Annotated in this window: 16 protein-coding genes; 6 read left to right on the top strand and 10 right to left on the bottom strand. The window is 51.7% G+C overall.

Features of this window, described 5'->3' with window-relative positions:
- Nucleotides 1-14 precede the first annotated feature (14 nt).
- The 4 genes from prpE to prpB all read right to left on the bottom strand — a co-directional run bounded on the left by prpE (nt 15) and on the right by prpB (nt 5,592).
- A complete protein-coding gene (prpE, locus tag NNO04_RS16620) occupies nt 15-1,901 on the bottom strand; it encodes a propionate--CoA ligase (protein WP_271445634.1) in 1,887 nt (628 codons plus the stop codon).
- 37 nt (nt 1,902-1,938) lie between these two features.
- Nucleotides 1,939-3,390 carry a bifunctional 2-methylcitrate dehydratase/aconitate hydratase gene (locus tag NNO04_RS16615; RefSeq protein WP_271445633.1) on the bottom strand — a complete coding sequence of 484 codons (1,452 nt, stop codon included), beginning with the start codon at nt 3,388-3,390 and terminating at the stop codon, nt 1,939-1,941.
- Between the two features lie 46 nt (nt 3,391-3,436).
- Entirely contained in the window at nt 3,437-4,606 is a 1,170-nt protein-coding gene (prpC, locus tag NNO04_RS16610) for a bifunctional 2-methylcitrate synthase/citrate synthase (protein WP_271445632.1), read from the bottom strand.
- A 98-nt stretch (nt 4,607-4,704) separates the two neighbouring features.
- On the bottom strand, nt 4,705-5,592 hold the full coding sequence (gene prpB, locus NNO04_RS16605) for a methylisocitrate lyase (protein WP_271445631.1): 888 nt from the start codon (nt 5,590-5,592) through the stop codon (nt 4,705-4,707).
- Nucleotides 5,593-5,844: 252 nt separating this feature from the next.
- Here prpB and prpR point away from each other — a divergent pair, with 252 nt between their 5' ends.
- Nucleotides 5,845-7,440, top strand: a complete 1,596-nt coding sequence (gene prpR / locus NNO04_RS16600; protein WP_271445630.1) for a propionate catabolism operon regulatory protein PrpR — start codon at nt 5,845-5,847, stop codon at nt 7,438-7,440.
- A 44-nt stretch (nt 7,441-7,484) separates the two neighbouring features.
- Here the strand turns inward: prpR and yahO are convergent, their stop codons facing one another.
- Nucleotides 7,485-7,760: a DUF1471 family periplasmic protein YahO gene (gene yahO, locus NNO04_RS16595; RefSeq protein WP_271445629.1), complete on the bottom strand. Its 276-nt coding sequence runs from the start codon at nt 7,758-7,760 to the stop codon at nt 7,485-7,487.
- A 779-nt stretch (nt 7,761-8,539) separates the two neighbouring features.
- Between yahO and NNO04_RS16590 the strand changes: the two genes are divergently transcribed.
- Entirely contained in the window at nt 8,540-9,172 is a 633-nt protein-coding gene (locus NNO04_RS16590; protein WP_271445628.1) for a LysE family transporter, read from the top strand.
- 20 nt (nt 9,173-9,192) lie between these two features.
- Here NNO04_RS16590 and NNO04_RS16585 read toward each other — a convergent pair whose 3' ends face one another.
- Entirely contained in the window at nt 9,193-10,377 is a 1,185-nt protein-coding gene (locus NNO04_RS16585) for an OmpP1/FadL family transporter (RefSeq protein WP_271445627.1), read from the bottom strand.
- 162 nt (nt 10,378-10,539) lie between these two features.
- On the bottom strand, nt 10,540-12,522 hold the full coding sequence (locus tag NNO04_RS16580) for an alkyl/aryl-sulfatase (RefSeq protein ID WP_271445626.1): 1,983 nt from the start codon (nt 12,520-12,522) through the stop codon (nt 10,540-10,542).
- A gap of 307 nt (nt 12,523-12,829) precedes the next feature.
- Between NNO04_RS16580 and NNO04_RS16575 the strand changes: the two genes are divergently transcribed.
- The gene (locus tag NNO04_RS16575) at nt 12,830-13,213 is read left to right on the top strand and encodes a hypothetical protein (RefSeq protein ID WP_271445625.1); all 384 of its coding nucleotides are present in this window, start codon (nt 12,830-12,832) and stop codon (nt 13,211-13,213) included.
- A gap of 61 nt (nt 13,214-13,274) precedes the next feature.
- Here the strand turns inward: NNO04_RS16575 and NNO04_RS16570 are convergent, their stop codons facing one another.
- Together NNO04_RS16570 and NNO04_RS16565 are read right to left on the bottom strand one after the other, a co-directional pair.
- The gene (locus tag NNO04_RS16570; protein ID WP_271445624.1) at nt 13,275-13,880 is read right to left on the bottom strand and encodes an outer membrane beta-barrel protein; all 606 of its coding nucleotides are present in this window, start codon (nt 13,878-13,880) and stop codon (nt 13,275-13,277) included.
- A 177-nt stretch (nt 13,881-14,057) separates the two neighbouring features.
- Complete coding sequence (locus NNO04_RS16565; RefSeq protein WP_271445623.1) at nt 14,058-14,687, bottom strand: winged helix-turn-helix transcriptional regulator; 630 nt, start codon at nt 14,685-14,687, stop codon at nt 14,058-14,060.
- 374 nt (nt 14,688-15,061) lie between these two features.
- Here NNO04_RS16565 and NNO04_RS16560 point away from each other — a divergent pair, with 374 nt between their 5' ends.
- Nucleotides 15,062-16,450 carry a diguanylate cyclase gene (locus NNO04_RS16560; protein ID WP_271445622.1) on the top strand — a complete coding sequence of 463 codons (1,389 nt, stop codon included), beginning with the start codon at nt 15,062-15,064 and terminating at the stop codon, nt 16,448-16,450.
- Nucleotides 16,451-16,455: 5 nt separating this feature from the next.
- On the opposite strand, the gene NNO04_RS16555 is transcribed toward NNO04_RS16560, so the two are convergent.
- Nucleotides 16,456-18,063 carry a mechanosensitive ion channel family protein gene (locus tag NNO04_RS16555; RefSeq protein ID WP_271445621.1) on the bottom strand — a complete coding sequence of 536 codons (1,608 nt, stop codon included), beginning with the start codon at nt 18,061-18,063 and terminating at the stop codon, nt 16,456-16,458.
- 360 nt (nt 18,064-18,423) lie between these two features.
- Here NNO04_RS16555 and NNO04_RS16550 point away from each other — a divergent pair, with 360 nt between their 5' ends.
- Entirely contained in the window at nt 18,424-20,400 is a 1,977-nt protein-coding gene (locus tag NNO04_RS16550; protein ID WP_271445620.1) for an alkyl/aryl-sulfatase, read from the top strand.
- 207 nt (nt 20,401-20,607) lie between these two features.
- Nucleotides 20,608-20,970 carry a YcgJ family protein gene (locus NNO04_RS16545; RefSeq protein WP_442870743.1) on the top strand — a complete coding sequence of 121 codons (363 nt, stop codon included), beginning with the start codon at nt 20,608-20,610 and terminating at the stop codon, nt 20,968-20,970.
- The last annotated feature ends 442 nt before the right edge of the window (nt 20,971-21,412 follow it).

The raw sequence follows: 21,412 nt of genomic DNA, 5'->3' as shown, positions 1-21,412 counted from the left end.
ACCGGGCACCTGAACTACTCCTCAATCACCTGGCGAATCTGATCCAACGACGCAGGATCGTCGATGGTGGTCAGATCGCCCGGATCGCGCCCTTCGCAAATAGCCTGGATCGTCCGCCTGAGCATCTTCCCGGATCGCGTCTTCGGTAACTGAGACACAAACCAGACGTGCGCCGGGCGACCAAAATTACCGATCTGACTGTCCACCAGCGCCATGATCGCTTTCTCTTCGCTGTGCGCCACATCGCGGTCTTCCAGACTGTCGCTCAGTTTCGGGATCACAAACGCCACCGCCACTTGCCCTTTCAGCGCATCTTTCACCCCCACCACCGCCACTTCCGCCACGTTCGGGTAACTGGAGATACTCTCCTCGATTTCACGGGTGCCCAGACGGTGTCCAGCGACATTAATCACATCGTCCGTGCGCCCGAGAATAAAGTAATAGCCGTCGGCATCGCGGATACCCCAGTCAAAGGTGGCGTATACCGGGCGGGAGAACAGCGACCAGTAGGTGTCGACAAAACGTTTATCGTCACCCCAGATGGTCTGAATACATCCCGGCGGCAGCGGCCCCTCAATGACCAGCATACCCTTTTCGTTGACGCCGCACGGCTCGCCGGTCATCTCGTTGAGCAGTTGTACGTTGTAGCCGTACATCGGTACACCGGGGCTGCCGAGCCGCGATGGTCTGTCATCCAGCCCACGGGCAAGCGCCATAATCGGCCAGCCCGACTCCGTCTGCCAGTAATTGTCGACAACCGGTACACCCAGCGTTTCGGTCACCCAACTGGCGGTCGGTTCGTCCAGCGGTTCGCCCGCCAGATAGAGCACTTCCAGCGAGGAGAGATCGTGATGACGAATTTGCGCGGTCGGGAATTTTTTCAGCACACGGATGGCGGTCGGTGCGGAGAACATCCGGCTGACCTGATACTTCTCGACAATTTTCCACCACACGCCGCAGTCCGGATACGTTGGCAACCCCTCGTAAACAATGGTCGCCATCCCCGCCAGCAGCGGCGCATAAACAATGTAGGAGTGCCCGACGACCCAGCCGATATCCGACGCGCAAAAGAAGACGCCGCCGGCTTTACCGCCAAAAATGGTGTCCATCGTGGTCGCCAGCGCCACCGCATACCCGCCAACGTCACGCTGCACACCTTTCGGTTTTCCGGTGGTTCCCGAGGTATACAGAATGCAGGAGGTTTCGTTGGATTCCAGCCAGGCAACTGGCACCTTCGCGCCGAGATGCTGTTGGCGAAGTGTCGCAAAATCAAGATCGCGCCCCGCCACGCGCGCCATTTTCGCCAGCCCGCGATCCACCAGCAGCACATGGCGCGGCTGATGCTGCGCCTGCGCGATGGCCTCATCCAGCAGCTTTTTATACGGCAGGATTTTACCGCCCCGCGCCCCGGCATCTGCCGAGACAATCAGCGCCGGTTTGGCATCGTCGATTCGCGCCGCCACGCTGTGCGAGGCAAAGCCGCCAAACACTACGGAGTGAATCGCGCCAATACGCGCACAGGCAAGCAACGTAATGTGCGCCTCGGCAATCATCGGCATATAGACCAGCACCCGATCGCCACGTTGTACGCCAAGCGACTGCAACATTGACGCCACCACATTCACTTCGTCATACAACTGGCTGAAGGTGAACGTCCGCTCTTCTTCGGTTTCTGATGAGATGGCGATCAGCGCCAGCGCATTGGGCTGCTTCGCCACCCAACGGTCAATGGCGTTGTGGCACAGATTGGTCGTGCCGCCGCAAAACCAGCGGGCAAACGGCGGGTTGCTGTGATCCAGCACCTGCGTAAAAGGCTGTTGCCAGTCGATACGCTGGGCCTGTTCGGCCCAGAATGATTCAGGTTGCTCGATAGAACGTTGATAAAACTCGCTAAAAGACATAATGCTCTCCTGTTGAACTTACGCCTTACCGCGCGTGTTAGATCACGTACAGATCGACATACTCATTAACGGGCATCTGTTCCAGGCGAGTTCTGTCGAGGGAGACCTCCAGGATGCGCTGCTGCTGACGGGTCGGGAACTGACGCGCCAGGTTGATTTTGAATTTATCGACCAGTTTAGGAATGCCGTCTTTACGACGACGCGCATGACCGATCGGGTACTCCACCACCACCTCTTCAAAGCGCGAGCCGTCGGTAAACTCAAGGGTGATCGCGTTAGCGATAGCGCGTTTTTGCGGATCGTGATAGTCGGTAGTAAAGGCCGGATCTTCAAAGCAGTTGATCTTCTCGCGCAGGGCGTCGATGCGTTTGTCCTGCGCCACGCCGTCTTCATAGTCCGCCGCCGTTAAGCGTCCGAACAGCAGCGGGATCGCCACCATGTACTGGATACAGTGGTCACGGTCAGCCGGGTTATTCAACGGCCCTTTTTTGTCGATAATACGAATACAGGCTTCATGAGTCCGGATGGTCACCTTCTCAATGTCCGCAGCGGTTTTACCGGCGGCCTGCATTTGCGCATGGAGGGTCATTGCGGCCTCTACTGCCGTCTGCGAGTGGAATTCAGCCGGGAAGGAGATCTTAAACAGAACGTTCTCCATCACGTAGGAACCGTACGGACGCTGGAAGCGGAACGATTCGCCATTGAAGGAGACATCATAAAAACCCCAGGTTTTTGCCGTCAGCGCTGACGGATAGCCCATCTCGCCAGTTTTCGCCATCAGCGCCAGACGTACCGCGCGAGACGTGGCATCCCCTGCCGCCCACGATTTACGCGTGCCAGTGTTCGGCGCATGGCGATAGGTGCGCAGTGATTGACCGTCAACCCACGCCAGTGACACCGCATTGAGGATCTCGTCGCGGGTCAGCCCCAGCATCTCAGCAACCACTGCTGTAGAGGCCACTTTCACCAACAGCACGTGATCCAGCCCGACGCGGTTAAAGGAGTTTTCCAGCGCAATACAGCCCTGAATTTCATGGGCTTTGATCATACCGGTCAGCACTTGCTTCATGGTCAACGGCGCTTTTCCAGCGGCGACCGCGTTACGCGAGAGCCAGTCAGCCGTCGCCAGAATACCGCCGAGGTTGTCGGAAGGATGACCCCACTCCGCCGCCAGCCAGGTATCGTTAAAGTCGAGCCAGCGGATCATCGCGCCGATGTTAAAAGCGGCCTGTACCGGATCGAGCTGAAACTGGGTGCCCGGCACGCGTACACCGTTTGGCACCACGGTGCCTGGCACAACCGGCCCCAGCAGTTTTTTACAAGCCGGATATTCCAGCGCTTCCAGACCACAACCTAATGTGTCGAGCAGACAGTAATGCGCGGTGTCATACGCCACTTTCGACGTGATCTCGTAATTCATCACGTAATCAACGATATCAACGATTTCACGGTCAAATTCAGGGCGAACATTCATGATTTGTGCGGACATAGGGTACGTTTCCTGCTTCTTGTTATCTAAAGTATTAGGTCATGTATTACTGGCGTTCATCCAGTGGAACAAAGAGGCGATCTTCCGGGCCGGTGTAATTGGCGGAAGGACGGATAATTTTATTATCCTGGCGTTGTTCGATGATGTGCGCCGCCCAGCCGGTGACGCGGGCAATCACAAACAGCGGTGTAAACATTTCGGTCGGGACGCCCATCATGTTGTAGGAGACCGCCGAGAACCAGTCGAGATTCGGGAACATCTTTTTCGTTTCCCACATCACCTCTTCCAGACGGTCGGCGATGTTGTACATCTTCAGCGACCCGCCCTCCTGGGAAAGCTGCTTCGCCACTTTCTTGATGACCTGATGACGCGGATCGGCGATGGTATAGACTGGATGACCGAAACCAATCACCACCTCTTTGTTTTCCACGCGTTTACGGATATCTGCCTCGGCTTCGTCCGGCGTTTCATAGCGCTGTTGAATTTCCAGCGACACTTCATTCGCGCCGCCGTGTTTCGGGCCGCGCAGTGCGCCAATCGCGCCGATAATCGCCGAATAGACGTCAGAACCCGTCCCTGCAATCACACGGCTGGTAAAGGTGGATGCGTTAAATTCATGCTCGGCATACAGCACCAGCGAGATGTGCATCGCCTTTTCCCAGCTTTTCGACGGTTTTTCACCGTGCAGCAGATGCAAAAAGTGTCCGCCGACAGAGTCGTCGTCGGTTTCCGGCTGAATGCGCTCGCCGTTGTGGCTGTAGTGATACCAGTAGAGAAGGATGGAGCTGAGCGAAGCCAGTAGCTTGTCTGCAATGTCACGAGCGCCGGAGACGGTATGCCCCTCTTTTTCCGGCAGCGTGCAGCCCAACGCGGAAACGCCAGTGCGCATCACGTCCATCGGGTGAGAGGCCGCCGGCAGCGCTTCCAGCACGGTACGCACATTGGCGGGTAATCCGCGCAGCGCTTTTAATTTGATTTTATACGCCTGAAGCTCATCGCGGTTCGGCAACTTGCCGTGAATCAGCAAATGCGCCACTTCTTCAAATTCGCAATGCTGGGCCAGATCGAGAATATCGTAGCCGCGATAGTGCAAATCGTTACCACTTTTACCGACGGTGCACAGCGCGGTATTTCCCGCTGCGACCCCAGAAAGAGCCACAGATTTTTTCGGTTTAATGACATGGGTATTATTTTGCAGGATCGTCGTGTCGCTCATAGTGTCCTCGTCATTTTTTTAATGTGTAAGGTACAAATTCATCGTGCGGGCCGGATTAACGCAGTGCCATCCCTGATGGCGACTGCGCCTTATCAGGCCTACGGATTACGTTTGGCGAACAACGCGTCGAGTTTCTCTTCGTACTGGTAATAGTTGATGCTCTCGTAGAGTTCGTTACGCGTTTGCATAATGTCGATAACGTTCTTTTGCGTTCCTTCCTGGCGCAGCACGTTATAGACGCGCTCAGCGGCGCGGTTCATTGCGCGAAACGCAGACAACGGATAGAGCGCCATCGCGACATTGGCGCTGCGCAGTTCATCGGTGGTGAACAGCGGCGTGGCGCCAAACTCGGTGATATTGGCAAGAATGGGTACCTGGACCGCATCGGCAAACTGGCGATACATTGAAAGCTCGGTGATCGCTTCCGGGAACAACATATCAGCCCCGGCTTCCACATAGGCCTGAGCGCGTTCGATAGCCGCCTCCAGCCCTTCTACCGCCAGCGCATCGGTACGCGCCATAATCACAAAATTGGGATCGGTGCGGGCATCGACCGCCGCCCGGATCCTGTCCACCATCTCCTCTTTCGAGACAATGGCTTTATTAGGGCGATGACCACAGCGCTTGGCACCCACCTGATCTTCAATATGCAGCGCAGCGGCTCCGGCTTTGGAAATCGATTTCACCGTACGCGCAACGCTGAACGCTGAGGAGCCAAAACCGATATCGGCATCCACCAGCAGCGGCAGTGGGCAAACGTCGGTGATACGGCGAATGTCGGTCAGCACATCATCCAGCGTGGAGATCCCCAGATCCGGCAATCCCAGTGAACCCGCCGCCACACCGCCGCCAGAGAGATAAATCGCCTGGTATCCAGCGCGCTGGGCCAGAAGAGCGTGATTCGCATTGATGGTGCCAACAATCTGCAATGGATTTTCTTTGCTGAGCGCGGCGCGAAACGCCTGCCCCGGAGAATGTAGAGACATATCCCGTCCTTTTGTTATCAACTTGTTGCCTTAGTTGATTCACATAAAGCAAGGGCTATGCCAACGCAGGCACGAGGACAATCACTTTATTTAAATTCGTTTAAAAACAATTAATTATATATTTTCCTGATATTTGGAGTGAAAAAGTGCGTGCCAGTTAACGTTTCATGAAACGCATACCGCTGTTTCATTGCAACATTTATGAAACAAGACTACACCCAATACTCTGTTCCATTATTTTTTCGGGCGACTATGACGGATACGCACCTTCCACCGCGGGTCAATGATGATAAGCCGGTTATCTGGACGGTCTCGGTGACACGGCTATTCGAGCTGTTTCGCGATATCAGTCTCGAGTTCGATCACCAGGCGACCATCACTCCTATCCAGCTCGGCTTTGAGAAAGCCGTGACCTATATCCGCAAAAAGCTGGCCAGCGAACGCTGTGATGCGATTATCGCTGCGGGATCGAACGGGGCGTATTTGAAAAGTCGTCTGTCCATTCCCGTGATCCTGATTAAACCCAGCGGTTTTGACGTCTTACAGGCGCTGGCGAAAGCAGGCAAGCTGACCTCTTCCATCGGCGTGGTGACCTATCAGGAGACGCTGCCAGCCCTGATGGCGTTCCAAAAAACCTTTAAGCTGCGCCTCGATCAACGCAGCTATATCACCGAAGAAGACGCGCGCGGGCAAATTAATGAACTGAAGGCAAACGGCACTGAAGCCGTGGTCGGCGCGGGGCTGATCACCGATCTGGCAGAAGAAGCAGGCATGACGGGTATCTTTATTTATTCGGCAGCCACCGTGCGTCAGGCCTTTAGCGATGCGCTGGATATGACCCGCCTGACGCGGCGACAACACCGTCCGTACGCCTCTGAAAACGGGTTACGCACCCGTTATGAATTGGGCGATATGCACGGTCATTCGCTGCAAATGGAGCAAGTTCGCCACACGATTATACTCTACGCCCGTTCCCGCGCGCCGGTCCTGATTCAGGGGGAAACGGGCACCGGAAAAGAGCTGGCAGCCCAGGCTATTCATCGCGAATATTTCACCCGCCAGGGTAGTCGCAGCGGCAGGCGCTCCCCGCCTTTTGTCGCCGTCAACTGCGGGGCGATTGCCGAATCCTTACTCGAAGCGGAGTTGTTTGGTTACGAAGAGGGGGCATTTACCGGTTCACGGCGCGGTGGACGTGCCGGACTGTTTGAGATAGCCCACGGCGGGACGCTGTTTCTGGATGAGATAGGCGAGATGCCCCTGCCGCTACAAACCCGACTCTTGCGCGTGCTGGAAGAAAAAGAGGTCACGCGCGTCGGCGGGCACCAGCCTATTCCGGTGGATGTGCGGGTGATTAGCGCTACCCACTGCAATCTGGAACAGCAGATGAAACAGGGACAATTTCGTACCGATCTGTTTTATCGTCTCAGCATCTTGCGCCTGACGCTGCCCGCACTGCGCGAACGTCAGCCCGACATTGTGCCGCTGGCGGAAGGATTTTTGAAACAGTCGCTGGCGGCATTAGAGGCGCCGTTTAGCGAATCGGTACGCGAAGGTTTACAGCAAAGCCAGGCGATTCTGCTGCGTTATGGCTGGCCAGGCAATATTCGTGAATTGCGCAATATGATGGAACGTCTGGCGCTTTTCTTAAGCGTTGAGCCGCAACCTGCGCTCAATGCACATTTTCTACAGCACCTGTTACCGGAATTGACTACCACAGACGAAGAGGCTCTTCCCCCTGCATCACTCACCGCTCAGCAGGTTCTTGCACAATTTAACGGGGATAAAACCGCAGCCGCGCGGTATCTGGGTATTAGCAGAACAACATTCTGGCGGCGATTAAAAGAATAACCCGCCAGTGAGACTGGCGGGTTATATCATTCCAGAGAAGCGCGTTATTTCTTTTTATAAATATTAGCGGTGCCGTGGATTTTATTATCGGTCTGACCAGAGGTGAGTACGACAACATCGGCGCCTTTTTCATCTGCTTTCTTCAGCAGATCTGCCTTCGCATCAGAAGCAGACATTTCATTGCTTGTCGAAATAGTGCCAATTTTGGTGTACTGTGATTCCACTTTATCAAAATCAACTTTCATCATTAACTCTGCGGCAAACGCATTTGAAACCACTAAAGCCAACGCCCCAACTAATACTTTATATCCAGTCTTCATATAAAACTCCCATTTTTGTTATTACGCTATCATAAGTACATGTTACAACACCCTTTAAGGATGGTTAATAAGTAGTTCATGTTGCAAAAAAAATCCATAGCGGAAAGCAGAATAAAATGATTTTGCGTGGAAACAATAGCAACGCCATCTGCCCCAACACCAGTCTGGATGCACCGCGCTGCCAGTTCGCCTGATAAAATACCCGAATCAGAAATGTTCACAGTATGTTGAAACAAATGTCGTCTTGTGCATCCTCAAAGATGGCCATCAGGCAACATCTCTATTCAGAATAACCCTACCATTGCAGTCTATTTTTTCATTCTTTTAAAGATGAGGCGAACCAGTTTATATTCGTGCTTTAATTATTACCAGGACAAGGTCATTAATACTCACAATTGTATTAACCATAGAATTTCACGCTATCATTAAATAGACAAAAAGAATAAGCACACATCTATTTAACCCTAACCATTAATAAGCGCTGCTGAACAATTCCAAAGACCACCAACACCTGAAGCATTGAATTTACAATACAATCGAGACAAAAATTAATTAGCCGCCATTATCTATTTATCGACACATTGAACAAACGCTATTTCTTACATCGTATTTATTATTATTGAAACCGAATAGAGATGTTGACTTTTTTTCATTTTGTGAGCAGTGCCACAGCTCCCTTCTCATAATTGAGCTCACCTGTTTGTGATCTCTCTCTCATTCATACACTTTTGCAATCAATAAGATAAAATTAAATCATCAATAATATGGATGCGTTGTCTATGGAACCCCTCCACGCCGTTGTGCTCACCGTTAGCCTGTTCGTTTTAACGTTTTTTAACCCCGGCGCTAACCTTTTTGTGGTGGTGCAAACCAGCCTGGCATCAGGTCGGCGGGCGGGTGTATTGACCGGTCTGGGCGTGGCGTTGGGAGATGCGTTTTACTCCGGTCTCGGGCTGTTCGGCATGGCAACCTTGATTACCCAATGCGAGGGGATATTTTCGATTATCAAAATCGTCGGCGGAGCCTACCTGTTGTGGTTTGCATTGAACAGTATTCGCCAGCAGGCGACACCGCAGATGCCTACACTTCAGCAACCGATTACCGCTCCGTGGTATGTGTTTTTTCGCCGCGGGCTGATTACCGATCTCTCGAACCCACAAACCGTACTGTTTTTTATCAGTATTTTTTCCGTAACGCTGAGCGCAGAGACACCGACATGGGCCAGGCTGATGGCCTGGGCAGGCATCGTGCTCTCCTCTGTTATCTGGCGAATTTTCCTCAGTCAGGCTTTTTCCCTGCCGGCGGTTCGTCGCGGTTATGCGCGGGTCAATCGCGTCGCCAGTCGCGTTATCGGCGCCATTATTGGCGTTTTCGCCCTGAAACTCATTTACGAAGGCGTAACGCACCGGTGATGCCTTACGCCTCTCCCCACTCAGAACTGATAGCTATAGTTGACGCTCGCAAACCAGAGGTAGGGATGGTCATAACTCCCGGAAAACGCCTCTGGTGATTTCACTTTTGACGATTGCATATGCAGATACGACACGGCAAATCCTACATTGCTCGCGGGGGTAATTTGATACTGCGCGCCAGTGGCAAATCGCCATTCATCACCGGTAGGTAATGACAGCGCCACATCGCTTTGCGACTGATAGACCGTGCTGTCGAATGCAACGCCTGCATTCAACCGCCACTGTTCGGTTGGGCGGAACTGGACGCCTAACGCCGTATGCCAGGAGTCTTTCAGGCGGTTCTGCTGGTTGCTCTCTTGCCCGGCAATCGTCACCTGCGGGCTACCGAACTGGCTCCAGTCTTGCCAGCCAAGATCACCCATCACGGACCACTGCTTATTAATGTCATGCACCAGACTCAACATAATCTGCTGCGGCGCCCGGACCTGCGCCGATATAGGCAGATCGTATTCAACATTGGGCAAATTTGGGAAGCGGGCTTTACCGTCAATATTAAAGTCATAATCGGTTTTGCTGGTCCAGGTGATGCCCGCCCGCGTACTGTCCGTCAGCGCCATCAATAACCCGAGGCGATAACTCATCGCCCAGTCATGATCATTCTCTTTTTCATCATCACCATTAACATTACGGGTTAATGATAAATAGCCATAGTTCACATTAGCAGACGCGCCAATCGACAGCCGATCATTTAATTTATAGGCCAGGGAAGGGCTTAACGTCATTGCCACCATAGTGCTCTTTTTGATCAAACGATCGCCCGCCCAATCGCCAAAATCAATTCCCAGCCCATAGTTTCCGTATAACCCAATTCCGCCGTAGAGCCTGTCGTTGATTTTTTGAGAATAAAAGGCACTGGCTCCCGGAAAAATATTCATCACATTACCCGGACTTTCTTTGCGGGAATCATCGAGGTGATAAGGAATATCACCATCCATTACCTGCAATCCCCCGGTAAACATATGATCAGGTAAACGGGTCATGCCCGCCGGATTGGTGACAATGGTCGAGGCATCTTGTGCCCTGGCCGCCTGTCCTGCCCCTGCCAGCGCCGTATCTTCAGTCCCAATTTCGTAAAAATACAACGCGCTGGCATGGGAAAGTGAAGAAAAGAGTAAACCGGTACACACCAGAGTTATTTTTTTCATTGATTACCCGCTGAAATTATTATCATTGTTTATTTTATTCACCAGAAAAAGCACGATGGGAAAAGAGAACGACGAGAAACGTATTTATCCCATTCATAGAATAGTCCTGATTTCAAAAAACGATGATGCCCAAAACAGCCAAAGCCGTTTTGGGCGCGTCAGTCAGGGAGTCACGATATTAAACCAGAAGTCGAACGTATCCATAAAACTCAGCATTTCGTCAAACTTCGCCGCATTACCGGTAATCGTCACACTACCGTTATCCTGCGCCTGTTTCAGCGTCTCCTCTTTCAGGATAATTTTATTCAGCGTGGCGCGATTGAGGGTAATTGTCGCATCAGCATGACTGGACTGCTCATTGGCGGTATGGTTCAGCACACCGTTCTCAAGCTCCAGTTTGTAGGTACCGCCGTCCTTACCCAAATCAACATTGAAAACCGCTTTTGCATTCGCCGCTTTTTCACCGTTGAGATGCACGCCAAGATAATCAAAGAACATTTCCGGGCTCATGGCGCGCACGGTATCCGGGCTGGCGGTGTTCGGGGTCGGGCCTTTCACCACGCCATTACGCAACTCCTGCGCGCCGGTCAGGTAGAAGTTACGCCACGGGCCGGATTCTGCCTGATAGCCCAGTTGCTCCAGCGCATCCGCTTCCAGATTACGCGCTGTGGCATTCTGCGGGTCGGCAAACACCACATTGCTCACCACCTGCGCCACCCAGCGATAATTCCCCTGCGTGTAATCCTCTTTGGCCTTCTTCAGGATCTGATCCGGTCCCCCCATGTAATCAACATATTTCTTCGCCGCCTCAACGGGAGGGAGTTCATCCAGCGATGCCGGATTACCGTTAAACCAGCCGAGATAGAGCACATAGGTGGCTTTCACATCATGGCTGACCGAGCCGTAATAGCCGCGACTCGCCCAGGAGTTCGCCAGCCCGTCCGGCAGTTTAAAGTTGGCGGCAATCTCATCGCGGGTCAGCCCTTTATTGGCCATACGCAGCGTCTGGTCGTTGATGTAACGATACATATCGCGCTGGCTTTTCATCAATTTAACGACATTCTCGTTGCCCCACGTCGGCCAGTGGTGTTGCGCCATAATGATCTGCGCTTTATCCCCCCAGCGTTCAATGGCGGCATTAATGTATTTCGACCAGGCCAGCGGATCGCGGATTTTCGCGCCGCGAAGTGAATACGTATTGTGCAGGGTATGGGTCACATCCTCGGCAGCTTCAATCATTTGCTTCTCTTCGACATACCACAGCATTTCAGAAGGCGCTTCAGAGCCTGGCGCCATCATAAAGTCATAGGTCAGGCCATCAATGACCTCTTTCTGGCCGTCTTTCTCAATGATGTTGGTCGGTTCAATCAGCGTCACCGTACCGGCAGAGGTGGTGGTCCCCAGCCCCGCGCCGACCTGTCCTTTTTCATTTGATTTCAATAAATTGCCGTACATGTAGCTGGCACGACGGCTCATCACATTACCGGCCATAATGTTCTCTGAAACCGCCTCTTTCATAAAGCCAGCAGGCGCATACACTTTCACTTTACCGGACTTCACATCGGCTTCATCCACCACGCCGCGCACGCCGCCATAGTGGTCAACGTGGCTATGGGTATAAATCACCGCCACCACCGGTCTCTTGCCACGGTTTTTGTAATAGAGATCGATACCGACCTTTGCGGTTTCTGCGGAAACCAGCGGATCAACCACGGTAATCCCCTCTTTCCCTTCGATGATGGTCATATTTGACAGATCCAGATTACGGATCTGATATACCCCGTCGGTCACTTCGAACAGGCCGCTGATATTAATCAACTGAGACTGACGCCAGAGGCTTGGATTAACGGTATCAGGCGCTTTTTGCCCTTCTTTAATAAAGGCATATTGCTGCGGATTCCAGACAACATTGCCTTTCTCACCTTTGATCACATCCTGAGGCAACGGTGCGATAAACCCTTTATGCGCATTCGCGAAGTCAGTGTTATCGGAAAATGGCAGTTGGCGATAAAGCGCTTCATTCGCGGCTTTCGTGGACGACGTGGCCTCCTTCGGCGCGTCATTTGCCATTACGGGTGATGCGATAACTGACGTCGATAACACCCCTGCCATCGCCATATAACCAACAATTTTATTCAGTTTCATAATTGCCTCTTTGCCAGCGTATTGTTGCCAGGCAAATATTTAAGTGGAGATTACTAAACGCGCCGTAACGCGCCAAAGAGTAAACAACTCAATAACATTAAATATTTTCGACAACGTTCAACGCTTATGTCGTAGTGTAGATAACTGAAAATCAGGTTATCACTTACTCCGTTATTTATCACAACACAACTTGTTTAATTTTAAATATTCTGCGGACATAATTTAAAATTAAACAAATATCTTCTCGCCAGACGAAATACGAACGGGATAATTACCCTCAAGTTATTCACCAGAGCGTTATATTTTTATGAAAATCCGCATTTCTCCTATTTTACTCAGTCTGAGCCTGCTCACCGCATGCAGTACTCACTCGCCGGACACCGTACAACAATTAAATGCCCTGACCGTTCCCGTCGTTACACCAGACACCACGCCTGCTCAGACAGCCACGTTGCTGCCGCTACACCAGCAAAATAAACAAAAAATAAGCACGTTAACGGCGAGCCTTAAACAGAAGTATCTGCAACGGAGCACCAGGAAAGATATTTTTGATACCCACAGTGAGACAGCACGGGTTTACGCCGCACTGACAAAACTGGAGCAATTTAGCTATCTGAACGACAACTACCTGAAGGAGAAAAATGAGCAAGGATTGCAGGAGATTTCGATGACACTCCAGTCAGTGTCATAACCCGGGGATGGTTAAAACCCGACACATTCGGTATCGGGTTTTATGACGACGGCCTCTCGTATTATTGTCCAAAACGGTACGTCAGACCGACGTTCAGAGAACTGACATCGCTGCTGACGCCAATCTGATTCTCGTTCCCGACATTGCTCACCCACTGATATTCTAAGCGACCGGCCAGGTTTTGATTGAAAGCATATTCCGTCCCGACCGCCACTAACGGACGCACGCCAGTCTCAAAGCGATTTTTACCACTGATATCAGATTCCGCGCGGTAACCCATTGCCCCCGCCCGACCATAAATATCCCAGTTATCATTCAGACCATAACTGGCTTTTAATGACAACTGTAGCCCCTGACTTTTCATTTTAGCGCCAGAAGCACCGTGGTGACCTTCAACGCCCATATTCCCCAAATAGTCATAGCCCCCTTCAACAGCCAGCCACGGGGTGATCTGATAACCGGTATATACACCACCACCGACATTATCATGATTAAAATCGAAATCAGTTGATTGGGTATTTCCCCCATTTTTACTGCTACTGGTGTCAAAATAGTGCGACCAGCCAAATTTCCCCCCGGCATACCAGGTTCCGGTGTCCGCAGCGGCAAATGCGGTTGATGCGGTAACCGCGTTAACCATAATTAAAGCGACAAGCGTCTTTTTCATAAACATCCCATTATTAACGTGTTGCAATCTCTATGATCGCGTGCATTTGTATAAGACGCAGAAAATATAAATAAAAACACGCACAGGGGTAATCATAAACTTATTTATTTTTGGACAAAGTATTTATGAACGAGATAACGCGCTGAGAATCATAAAATTTCCGTTACTGCAGAGAAATTAAAATCGTTCAGGTAAGTCTGTCAACTCCGTCAAATAACCACCGCGTTTAAAGGCTATGTAACCCCCTTGTTTTAATGCAGAAAGCACGTTCAATACACTACTGCGAGAAAGGTGGGTTCTCTCCTGAATATACTCGAGGATCGAGGTTCTCATTCGGGTCTCCTCCGGCAGTAAAATCATCTCCTGCAAGTGGCTACGAATAACGGAATAAGTGCCCTGCTGCACAATCAACGCATCGCGATAAAAAAGATACGCAGAGTGATATGAGAGCAGCGCGGCAACATCCTCCCATAATCCCTCCCGGCGAAACACGTCAGCGGCCTTTTGCGCATCAACCCGCAGGATGGTTGAATCCTGCTCCGCGCGCAAAATATGCCCCCGAACGGGCTGAATCATCTCAGCAAGGCCAAAAAGATGGGGGTCATACAGCGTGGCGATCAGAAGCCCATCCGAGGCCCGCAATATTGAGAGTTCGCCTTCGATGAACAGATAGAGCTGTGACTGGCCTTGATAATCCCACGTAATCCGCTTACGCGGGATCACTTTCATTTTTTCTGCCAACGGTGTCAGTACCGCGGTTAAACGCGCAATACTTTGATCGGGTTGTACAGGTGGATGAATATGCATACGAATACCAGACCGTCTACGCCAGGGGGAGTTGTAAACTATATCTCTTAACGTTAAAAAAATACAAACTGATATTAAACAGAATACTCTTGTTAAGAAAATAATATCCGGCAATACGCTTTACGTTTATTTTTAAATAATCCCTGATACGACGTGGACGCCTGCGTCAGTTTGATGCTCTCGCCGCAAAGGGCTTCTGTTCAGCAACTGTACGTTTCCCGTGCCAGTATCCTCTATACTTTTAGTGAAGTGCGCAAACGATAAACAATGAGTGCTTCAGCGCGCCCGTGTCTTACTCTTTAGCTTGACCATCGCACTGAAATTCCTCGTAATATCGGCCTCACTCTTTAATGGTATTGACACGTGGCGGAAAGATGGAACAGGTAGAACCCGGTAACGACGAATTACTCCTTACAGAATGGCAGACATTGCTTCACCAAACCTCTCCTAAGGTTCACGAGATACTGACCTCGTTAACCGACGAGGAGATTCATCATCTGGTTACCGTTTTTTATGACTATATGCTTTCACACGCCGAGAGCGCGCTGTTCCTCAACACTGAACAGGTGGCAACCCGACTCAGCCACAGCATGTTTCACTGGTTACGCAGCGTGTTGGGAAGCGCGCAGGAAGATCTCCACCAACTGCTGGCGAAACAGCGCGATATTGGCGTCGTTCATGCCCGTATTGGTCTGCCGATAGATCTGGTCGCCCGTGGCGCACGTCGATTAAAAGATGAGCTGTACCGCCTGCTGAAGGAGAAATCCGTCTACCCGACGAGCGTGCTCAGCGATGCAATCTGCTTTAGCAGTCTGGCAATGGACACGGCGATAGAGGCGATGACCGTCTCTTACTCTCCTAATTACCAAAATTCCATGAACACCCAGGAACAGTACCGCCTGTTGACGATTTACGATGATGTCAACGTCGAGCGGGAACGCCAGATCCGCTCCCTGACCGACTGGGAGAATCAGTTTATCTACAATATTGCTACGGGCTTGCCTGCCGAAGAGCTGATTTTTTTGTCGAAATCTGACTTTGGTATGTGGTTATCACATAAGGGAAAACACATTCTCGGTAACGGAAAACTGCTTTCCGGGATGGAGCAATTGATACAGCAGATAGACAATAACCTGAATCAGGTGTTACTGAACGGCCAGGAGCCTTCTGCAGAAGAACGGATGAGTTTGCTGCAGGATATTCGCCAGTTATCCACGCAAATCCACTTCCTCCTCGCCTCTATGTTTGAAGAGCTGGTGAAACAAGAAAACGGCAAAGATTCGCTGACGCAGTTGCTGAACCGCCGCTTTATTCCCACCATTATGCGCCGCGAAATTTCCCTTGCGCTGCATTCGCGTAAACCGTTCGTGCTGGCCATGCTCGACATTGATTATTTCAAACAGATCAACGATCGCTACGGACATAATGCCGGAGACATCACGCTGAAAAATGTCGCCGCAGTGATTTACGAGCATATCCGCAGCAGCGATTACGTTTTTCGCTATGGCGGCGAAGAGTTTATGGTGCTGCTTGTCGAATCCGATGTATCACAGGCGAGTATCATTCTGGAAACGCTACGGACAAAAATTGCCGGCCTGCGTATTTCTGCTTCACCGCTGGAATCCTTCTCCGTCACCACCAGCATTGGTATCGCCGAGTACGATTATCACCCGGACTACAAACAACTGATTGAGAAGGCAGACCAGGCGCTCTATCTCGCGAAAAGCAACGGACGTAATCGGGTAGAAATTTATCGTCGCTAGCCCCTTTATGCTTCTGATTTTTCGGGCGGCATTGCGGGTGAGGCATACCAATCTTCCTTCGCTACCATTACCGCCCCTTTCGGTTGCATCACAAAGTTTGGCGACATGATTTGCACATTAAATTCGTTGAAAACGTCCTGAATATTGCTATGCAAGGCATTGCGGGCGGCTGCCAGCGACTCATCGGGTTGCAGACGAACCTGTAGCTCATAAGAGATATACCAGTCCATCAAACTGAGCTGGCGCACCAACGGCGGCTGCGTATGGTCGATGCCGTTAGCACGGTTGGCGGCCAGTTCAAGCATGGCATGTACCTGACGCCAGGGGGTGTCGTAACCGATAGTGACGCCCACGGTTAAGTTGACGCCGCCATCAGGATTTTGCGCGCTGAGATTGGTAATTTTGCCACTGACCACCACCGCATTGGGAACCGTTACGACGTAGTTTTCCCGGGTGATTATCTTGGTGGCCAGCATACCAATTTCACTCACCAGCCCTTCATTATCGGCAATACGGATCACATCACCTTTGCGCAGCGCGCGTGAATAGATGAGTACCAGTCCGCTCATCGCATGATTCATCACCCCCGCAGAGCCGAGCGTAAGCATTAAACCGAAAAAGACGCTAATACCTTTAAACGCCAGTGAATTCGCGCCGGGAAGAAAAGGATACGCCGCCGAAAGCGCAAACAACCACACCACAACGGATATCAGCTTGCGGGTCGCACCGACCGTTTCAGGGTGAATGCCAGGCAACGTCAATCGCCCGGCTTCCACTTGATTAAGGATCACTTTGAGCAATTTTAAAATAAGCGCGGTGATGGCAAAGATGAGCAGGACAATCATTAATCCAGGCAATGCGGAGACAATCGACAGCGCGATTTCCCTGACAACGCGCACGGACCAGTCGCCCAGCGATTCTCCCCATACCCGGGTCCACGGGAACAGACTGAATACCCAACTTAGCCAGACGTAGAACGCCAGGATACCGAGCAACATCATCAATAACGCATACAACCGGGTTTCAATTGCACCGACGAAACGCCGCCAGTTTTGCGGGATCCAGCTACGGTTTTCGAAAATTTTACGTCGATAATGTCGACGTACCCACCGCCAGGAGCGGTAAGCGCCATACCAGAACAAAGTGAGCGCCAGTAAGCCTGCGGCGGTTTTCACGGCGGCGAGGGCAAGCCAACCGCTGTCATACTGGTCGCGCAGAGAGGTGCGCTGGATCTCCATCCGCGCCAGTACGCGCTGTGCGGCCTGGTCGAGCGTTAGGTCGTCCCCCTCATCCAGATCCCCTTGTGCCAACAACATGACCGGCTTGCCGTTCATCACGATCAGCCGCCCCTGCTGGCGATAGCGAGTGACAGGTACAATTTTCAACGGCTCACGCACGTCCGCCTGGGTAAAATTACGCAATGTATTGTGGATCCGCAGAACGCGTTCTTCTGGCGTGGTCAGGCCAAACTTCGCCTGCAACATAACAATGGGTTGATGAAAAATATAAACCGTGCGCGCACGCTCTTGTTCTGTGGGCTGCTGTCGGGGTTCCGCCGCCAGGGAAGGGAGCGCCAGAATGACCATAAAACACGCCAAAATAGTGAGCATCATCCTGTTCATCACCACCACCCCAAATGTGTAATTATCGTTATTATTCATAGCGTCAAAAAATAGAGCTCGTCATTACCCTTTTGAGCATAGACCAGCCTGGTGCTTTTTTATCCACCCACATACGAATCACATTTCAGCGTTACCCGATTTTATTCTGCCCTTTGTCGATTTCCCGTCTCTGATGCCTTAATCCTGATAGATTAATCAAAATGTTAAGTGAAACTTATCAAATTAAATATTTGTATGGATTAACTGGCTGAATGTTAACAACGGGTTATATTTAATTGCGAGGGTTACAGAATGTAACTTTAGGGATCGTACTGATATTCATCACTAAACCTAAAAAATGTGAGAATCATAATGAGACTAAAACCCATCGCCAGAGGGCTTGCCCTGGCAGGCTTGTTAACAACACTCATTGTTCCAGCCTATGCCGATACCGCCTCAAAGGATGCCACTGCCGCCACTAAGCAAGCCAACGAACAACTCTATAATCAGCTCCCTTTCTCCGACAACACTGACTTTACCGACGCCCACAAAGGTTTTATTGCCGCCCTTCCTTCCGACATTATTCATGGCGAACAAGGGAACGTGGTCTGGAACCCACAGCAGTATGCCTTTATTAAAGAAGGGGAAAAAGCGCCCGATACGGTAAACCCAAGCCTCTGGCGTCAGTCTCAGTTGATTAATATCAGCGGCCTGTTTGAAGTCACTGACGGCGTCTACCAAATCCGCAACCTTGACCTGTCGAATATGACCATTATCGAAGGGAAAGAGGGCGTTACCGTCGTCGACCCGCTGGTTTCTGCGGAAACCGCCAAAGTCGGTATGGATCTCTACTTTAAAAACCGCGGTAACAAACCGGTGGTCGCCGTTATCTACACGCACAGTCACGTTGACCACTATGGCGGCGTGCGCGGCGTGGTGGATGAAGCCGATGTGAAATCCGGTAAAGTGAAAGTGTATGCGCCAGCTGGCTTTATGGAAGCCGCCGTCGCAGAAAACATTATGGCCGGTAATGTGATGAGCCGCCGTGCCAGCTATATGTACGGCAACCTGCTGAAACCGGATGCCAAAGGCCAGGTCGGCGCGGGGCTGGGAACCACCACCTCTGCCGGTACAGTGACGCTGATTGCGCCGACCAATATCATTGAGAAAGACGGCCAGAAAGAGGTCATTGACGGCCTGACCTATGACTTTATGCTGGCGCCAGGCTCTGAAGCGCCTTCAGAAATGCTGTGGTTTATCGAAGAGAAAAAACTCATTGAATCCGCAGAAGACGTGACCCATACCCTGCACAACACCTACTCGCTGCGCGGCGCGAAAATTCGCGAGCCGCTGCCGTGGTCGAAATACATTAACGAAGCGATTGTTCGCTGGGGCGACAAAGCGGAAATTCTGATGGCGCAGCACCACTGGCCGACGTGGGGTAACGAGAATGTCGTCAAACTGCTGAAGAGCCAGCGTGACCTCTATCGTTATATCAACGACCAGACCTTACGCATGGCCAACGAAGGCCTGACCCGTGATGAGATTGCCGCCAACTTTAAACTGCCTGATTCACTGGCGCATACGTGGGCGAACCGGGGTTACTACGGTTCGGTCAGCCACGATGTGAAAGCCACCTACGTGCTCTATCTCGGCTGGTTTGACGGCAATCCGGCCACCCTGGACGAACTGCCGCCAGAAGAAGCGGCGAAGAAATTCGTCGAATACATGGGCGGTGCGGACGCCATCCTGCAAAAAGCGAAAACCGACTTTGACCAGGGTAATTACCGTTGGGTCGCGCAGGTAGTGAGTAAAGTGGTGTTCGCCGATCCGAATAACCAGGATGCGCGTAACCTGGAAGCGGATGCGCTGGAGCAACTGGGCTATCAGGCTGAATCCGGCCCGTGGCGTAACTTCTACCTGACCGGCGCGCAGGAGTTGCGTAATGGCGTGGTGAAAGGCCCGACCCCGAACACCGCCAGCCCGGATACCGTACGTGCGATGACCCCGGAAATGTTCTTTGATTATCTGGCGGTGCATATCAACGGTCAGAAAGCCGGTGATGCGAAATCGGTATTCAACATCGACCTCGGCAGCGACGGCGGCAAGTACAAGCTTGAGCTGGAGAATGGCGTGCTGAACCATACCGCCAATGCCGAAGCGAAAGAGGCTGACGCGACCATTTCACTGAATCGCGACACGCTGAACAAAATTATCCTGAAAGAAGTCACGCTGAAACAGGCGCAGGAGAGTGGCGACGTGAAGGTGACCGGAGATGGCGCCAAACTCGACGCTATGCTCGGCTACATGGATAAATTTGAATTCTGGTTCAACATCGTCACGCCTTAACCCCATCAACACCCCCGCGAGCAATTCACGGGGGTGTTGTTTGACGATGCCTCTGTCGTAGCAACCCGGATTTGAACACCAAAATAAGGGAACCGCTACGCCCTACTCCCACGACAGCCGTGGGGATGTCTCCGGATAAGCGGTTGGCAGCGCGGTATTGTTCAGATTAGACTGAACGCTCCCAACAACACTTACTGAGATACTCCATTGAATAAGAACATTCTTTCATACTCTCTGCCATTGCTGTTGGCTGGCGTGGTGACATCAGCCAGCGCGAAGCAACCTTCCGCTCCCCATTCTCCAGAAGCGGGCGTGCTGTGCGATCAGTATATTTGCGCTGACAGCGCGAAAGGCGTTTCCCGCGATAAGACCGAAAAATACCTCGGTGAAAAAGCCGCAAAGAGACTGTTTTCACAGGGAGAATTTGATACGACCGAGTTTACCTTTGCCAACGGTATTTTCTGCGATATCAAAGAGCGCTTATGCCGGGAAGACCGGTACTACGGCGCAGACGGAAAGCGTAGCGGCGCCATTTCAACGAAATATACCGAGCTACTTTTCGGGAAGTGAGAAGAAGGCGAAAGTTTATTTCTGCCCTACTCTACCGGAAGCCATTCTGATTAAAGGCACCCTTCAGACGAAAAAACCGGCACACAGGTGTAATGCTGGTCAGTTAAGAAATTAGGGAGAACCTGTCACTCTGGAGAAGGGTGACGTTCACTTTATGTTCACTGCTTCTCTGAAACCACACTACCTGTGAACGTGCAAGGGAGGCTCACCGCCGCCTCCCTTGCAACCCAGGCTCCCGGCAAGGAAAATCGTCGCTTCGCGATACATTCGACTTATGCCGTCTGCCTTTCGGGTCGGGGTCGAGCCTGCGTCCCGGCAGGCCGTCCCCTCCGCCCGCGTCCCTGCGGGCGGCCCCGGTCAGCCGTCAACGTCTCATCGATTTTCGAGCCGGACCGTGGTGTCGCTTCCGCATTCTGACTTTCAGTGATTTCCGTTTAGCTGT

The organism is Citrobacter sp. Awk 4 (assembly GCF_028069725.1).
Taxonomy (GTDB): Bacteria; Pseudomonadota; Gammaproteobacteria; order Enterobacterales; family Enterobacteriaceae; genus Citrobacter_D.
Note: the sequence above shows the minus strand (reverse complement) of the source record. Positions and strands in the feature narration are given on the sequence as shown.

Bases quoted from the DNA above. Each gene is read 5' to 3' on its own strand.
- yahO (WP_271445629.1), bottom strand. From the start codon at position 7,760: ATGAAGACTGGATATAAAGTATTAGTTGGGGCGTTGGCTTTAGTGGTT.
- NNO04_RS16575 (WP_271445625.1), top strand. From the start codon at position 12,830: ATGAAAATCCGCATTTCTCCTATTTTACTCAGTCTGAGCCTGCTCACC.
- NNO04_RS16570 (WP_271445624.1), bottom strand. From the start codon at position 13,880: ATGAAAAAGACGCTTGTCGCTTTAATTATGGTTAACGCGGTTACCGCA.
- NNO04_RS16590 (WP_271445628.1), top strand. From the start codon at position 8,540: ATGGAACCCCTCCACGCCGTTGTGCTCACCGTTAGCCTGTTCGTTTTA.
- NNO04_RS16580 (WP_271445626.1), bottom strand. From the start codon at position 12,522: ATGAAACTGAATAAAATTGTTGGTTATATGGCGATGGCAGGGGTGTTA.
- NNO04_RS16550 (WP_271445620.1), top strand. From the start codon at position 18,424: ATGAGACTAAAACCCATCGCCAGAGGGCTTGCCCTGGCAGGCTTGTTA.
- NNO04_RS16615 (WP_271445633.1), bottom strand. From the start codon at position 3,390: ATGTCCGCACAAATCATGAATGTTCGCCCTGAATTTGACCGTGAAATC.
- prpC (WP_271445632.1), bottom strand. From the start codon at position 4,606: ATGAGCGACACGACGATCCTGCAAAATAATACCCATGTCATTAAACCG.
- NNO04_RS16555 (WP_271445621.1), bottom strand. From the start codon at position 18,063: ATGATGCTCACTATTTTGGCGTGTTTTATGGTCATTCTGGCGCTCCCT.
- prpB (WP_271445631.1), bottom strand. From the start codon at position 5,592: ATGTCTCTACATTCTCCGGGGCAGGCGTTTCGCGCCGCGCTCAGCAAA.
- NNO04_RS16585 (WP_271445627.1), bottom strand. From the start codon at position 10,377: ATGAAAAAAATAACTCTGGTGTGTACCGGTTTACTCTTTTCTTCACTT.
- prpR (WP_271445630.1), top strand. From the start codon at position 5,845: ATGACGGATACGCACCTTCCACCGCGGGTCAATGATGATAAGCCGGTT.
- NNO04_RS16565 (WP_271445623.1), bottom strand. From the start codon at position 14,687: ATGCATATTCATCCACCTGTACAACCCGATCAAAGTATTGCGCGTTTA.
- prpE (WP_271445634.1), bottom strand. From the start codon at position 1,901: ATGTCTTTTAGCGAGTTTTATCAACGTTCTATCGAGCAACCTGAATCA.
- NNO04_RS16560 (WP_271445622.1), top strand. From the start codon at position 15,062: ATGGAACAGGTAGAACCCGGTAACGACGAATTACTCCTTACAGAATGG.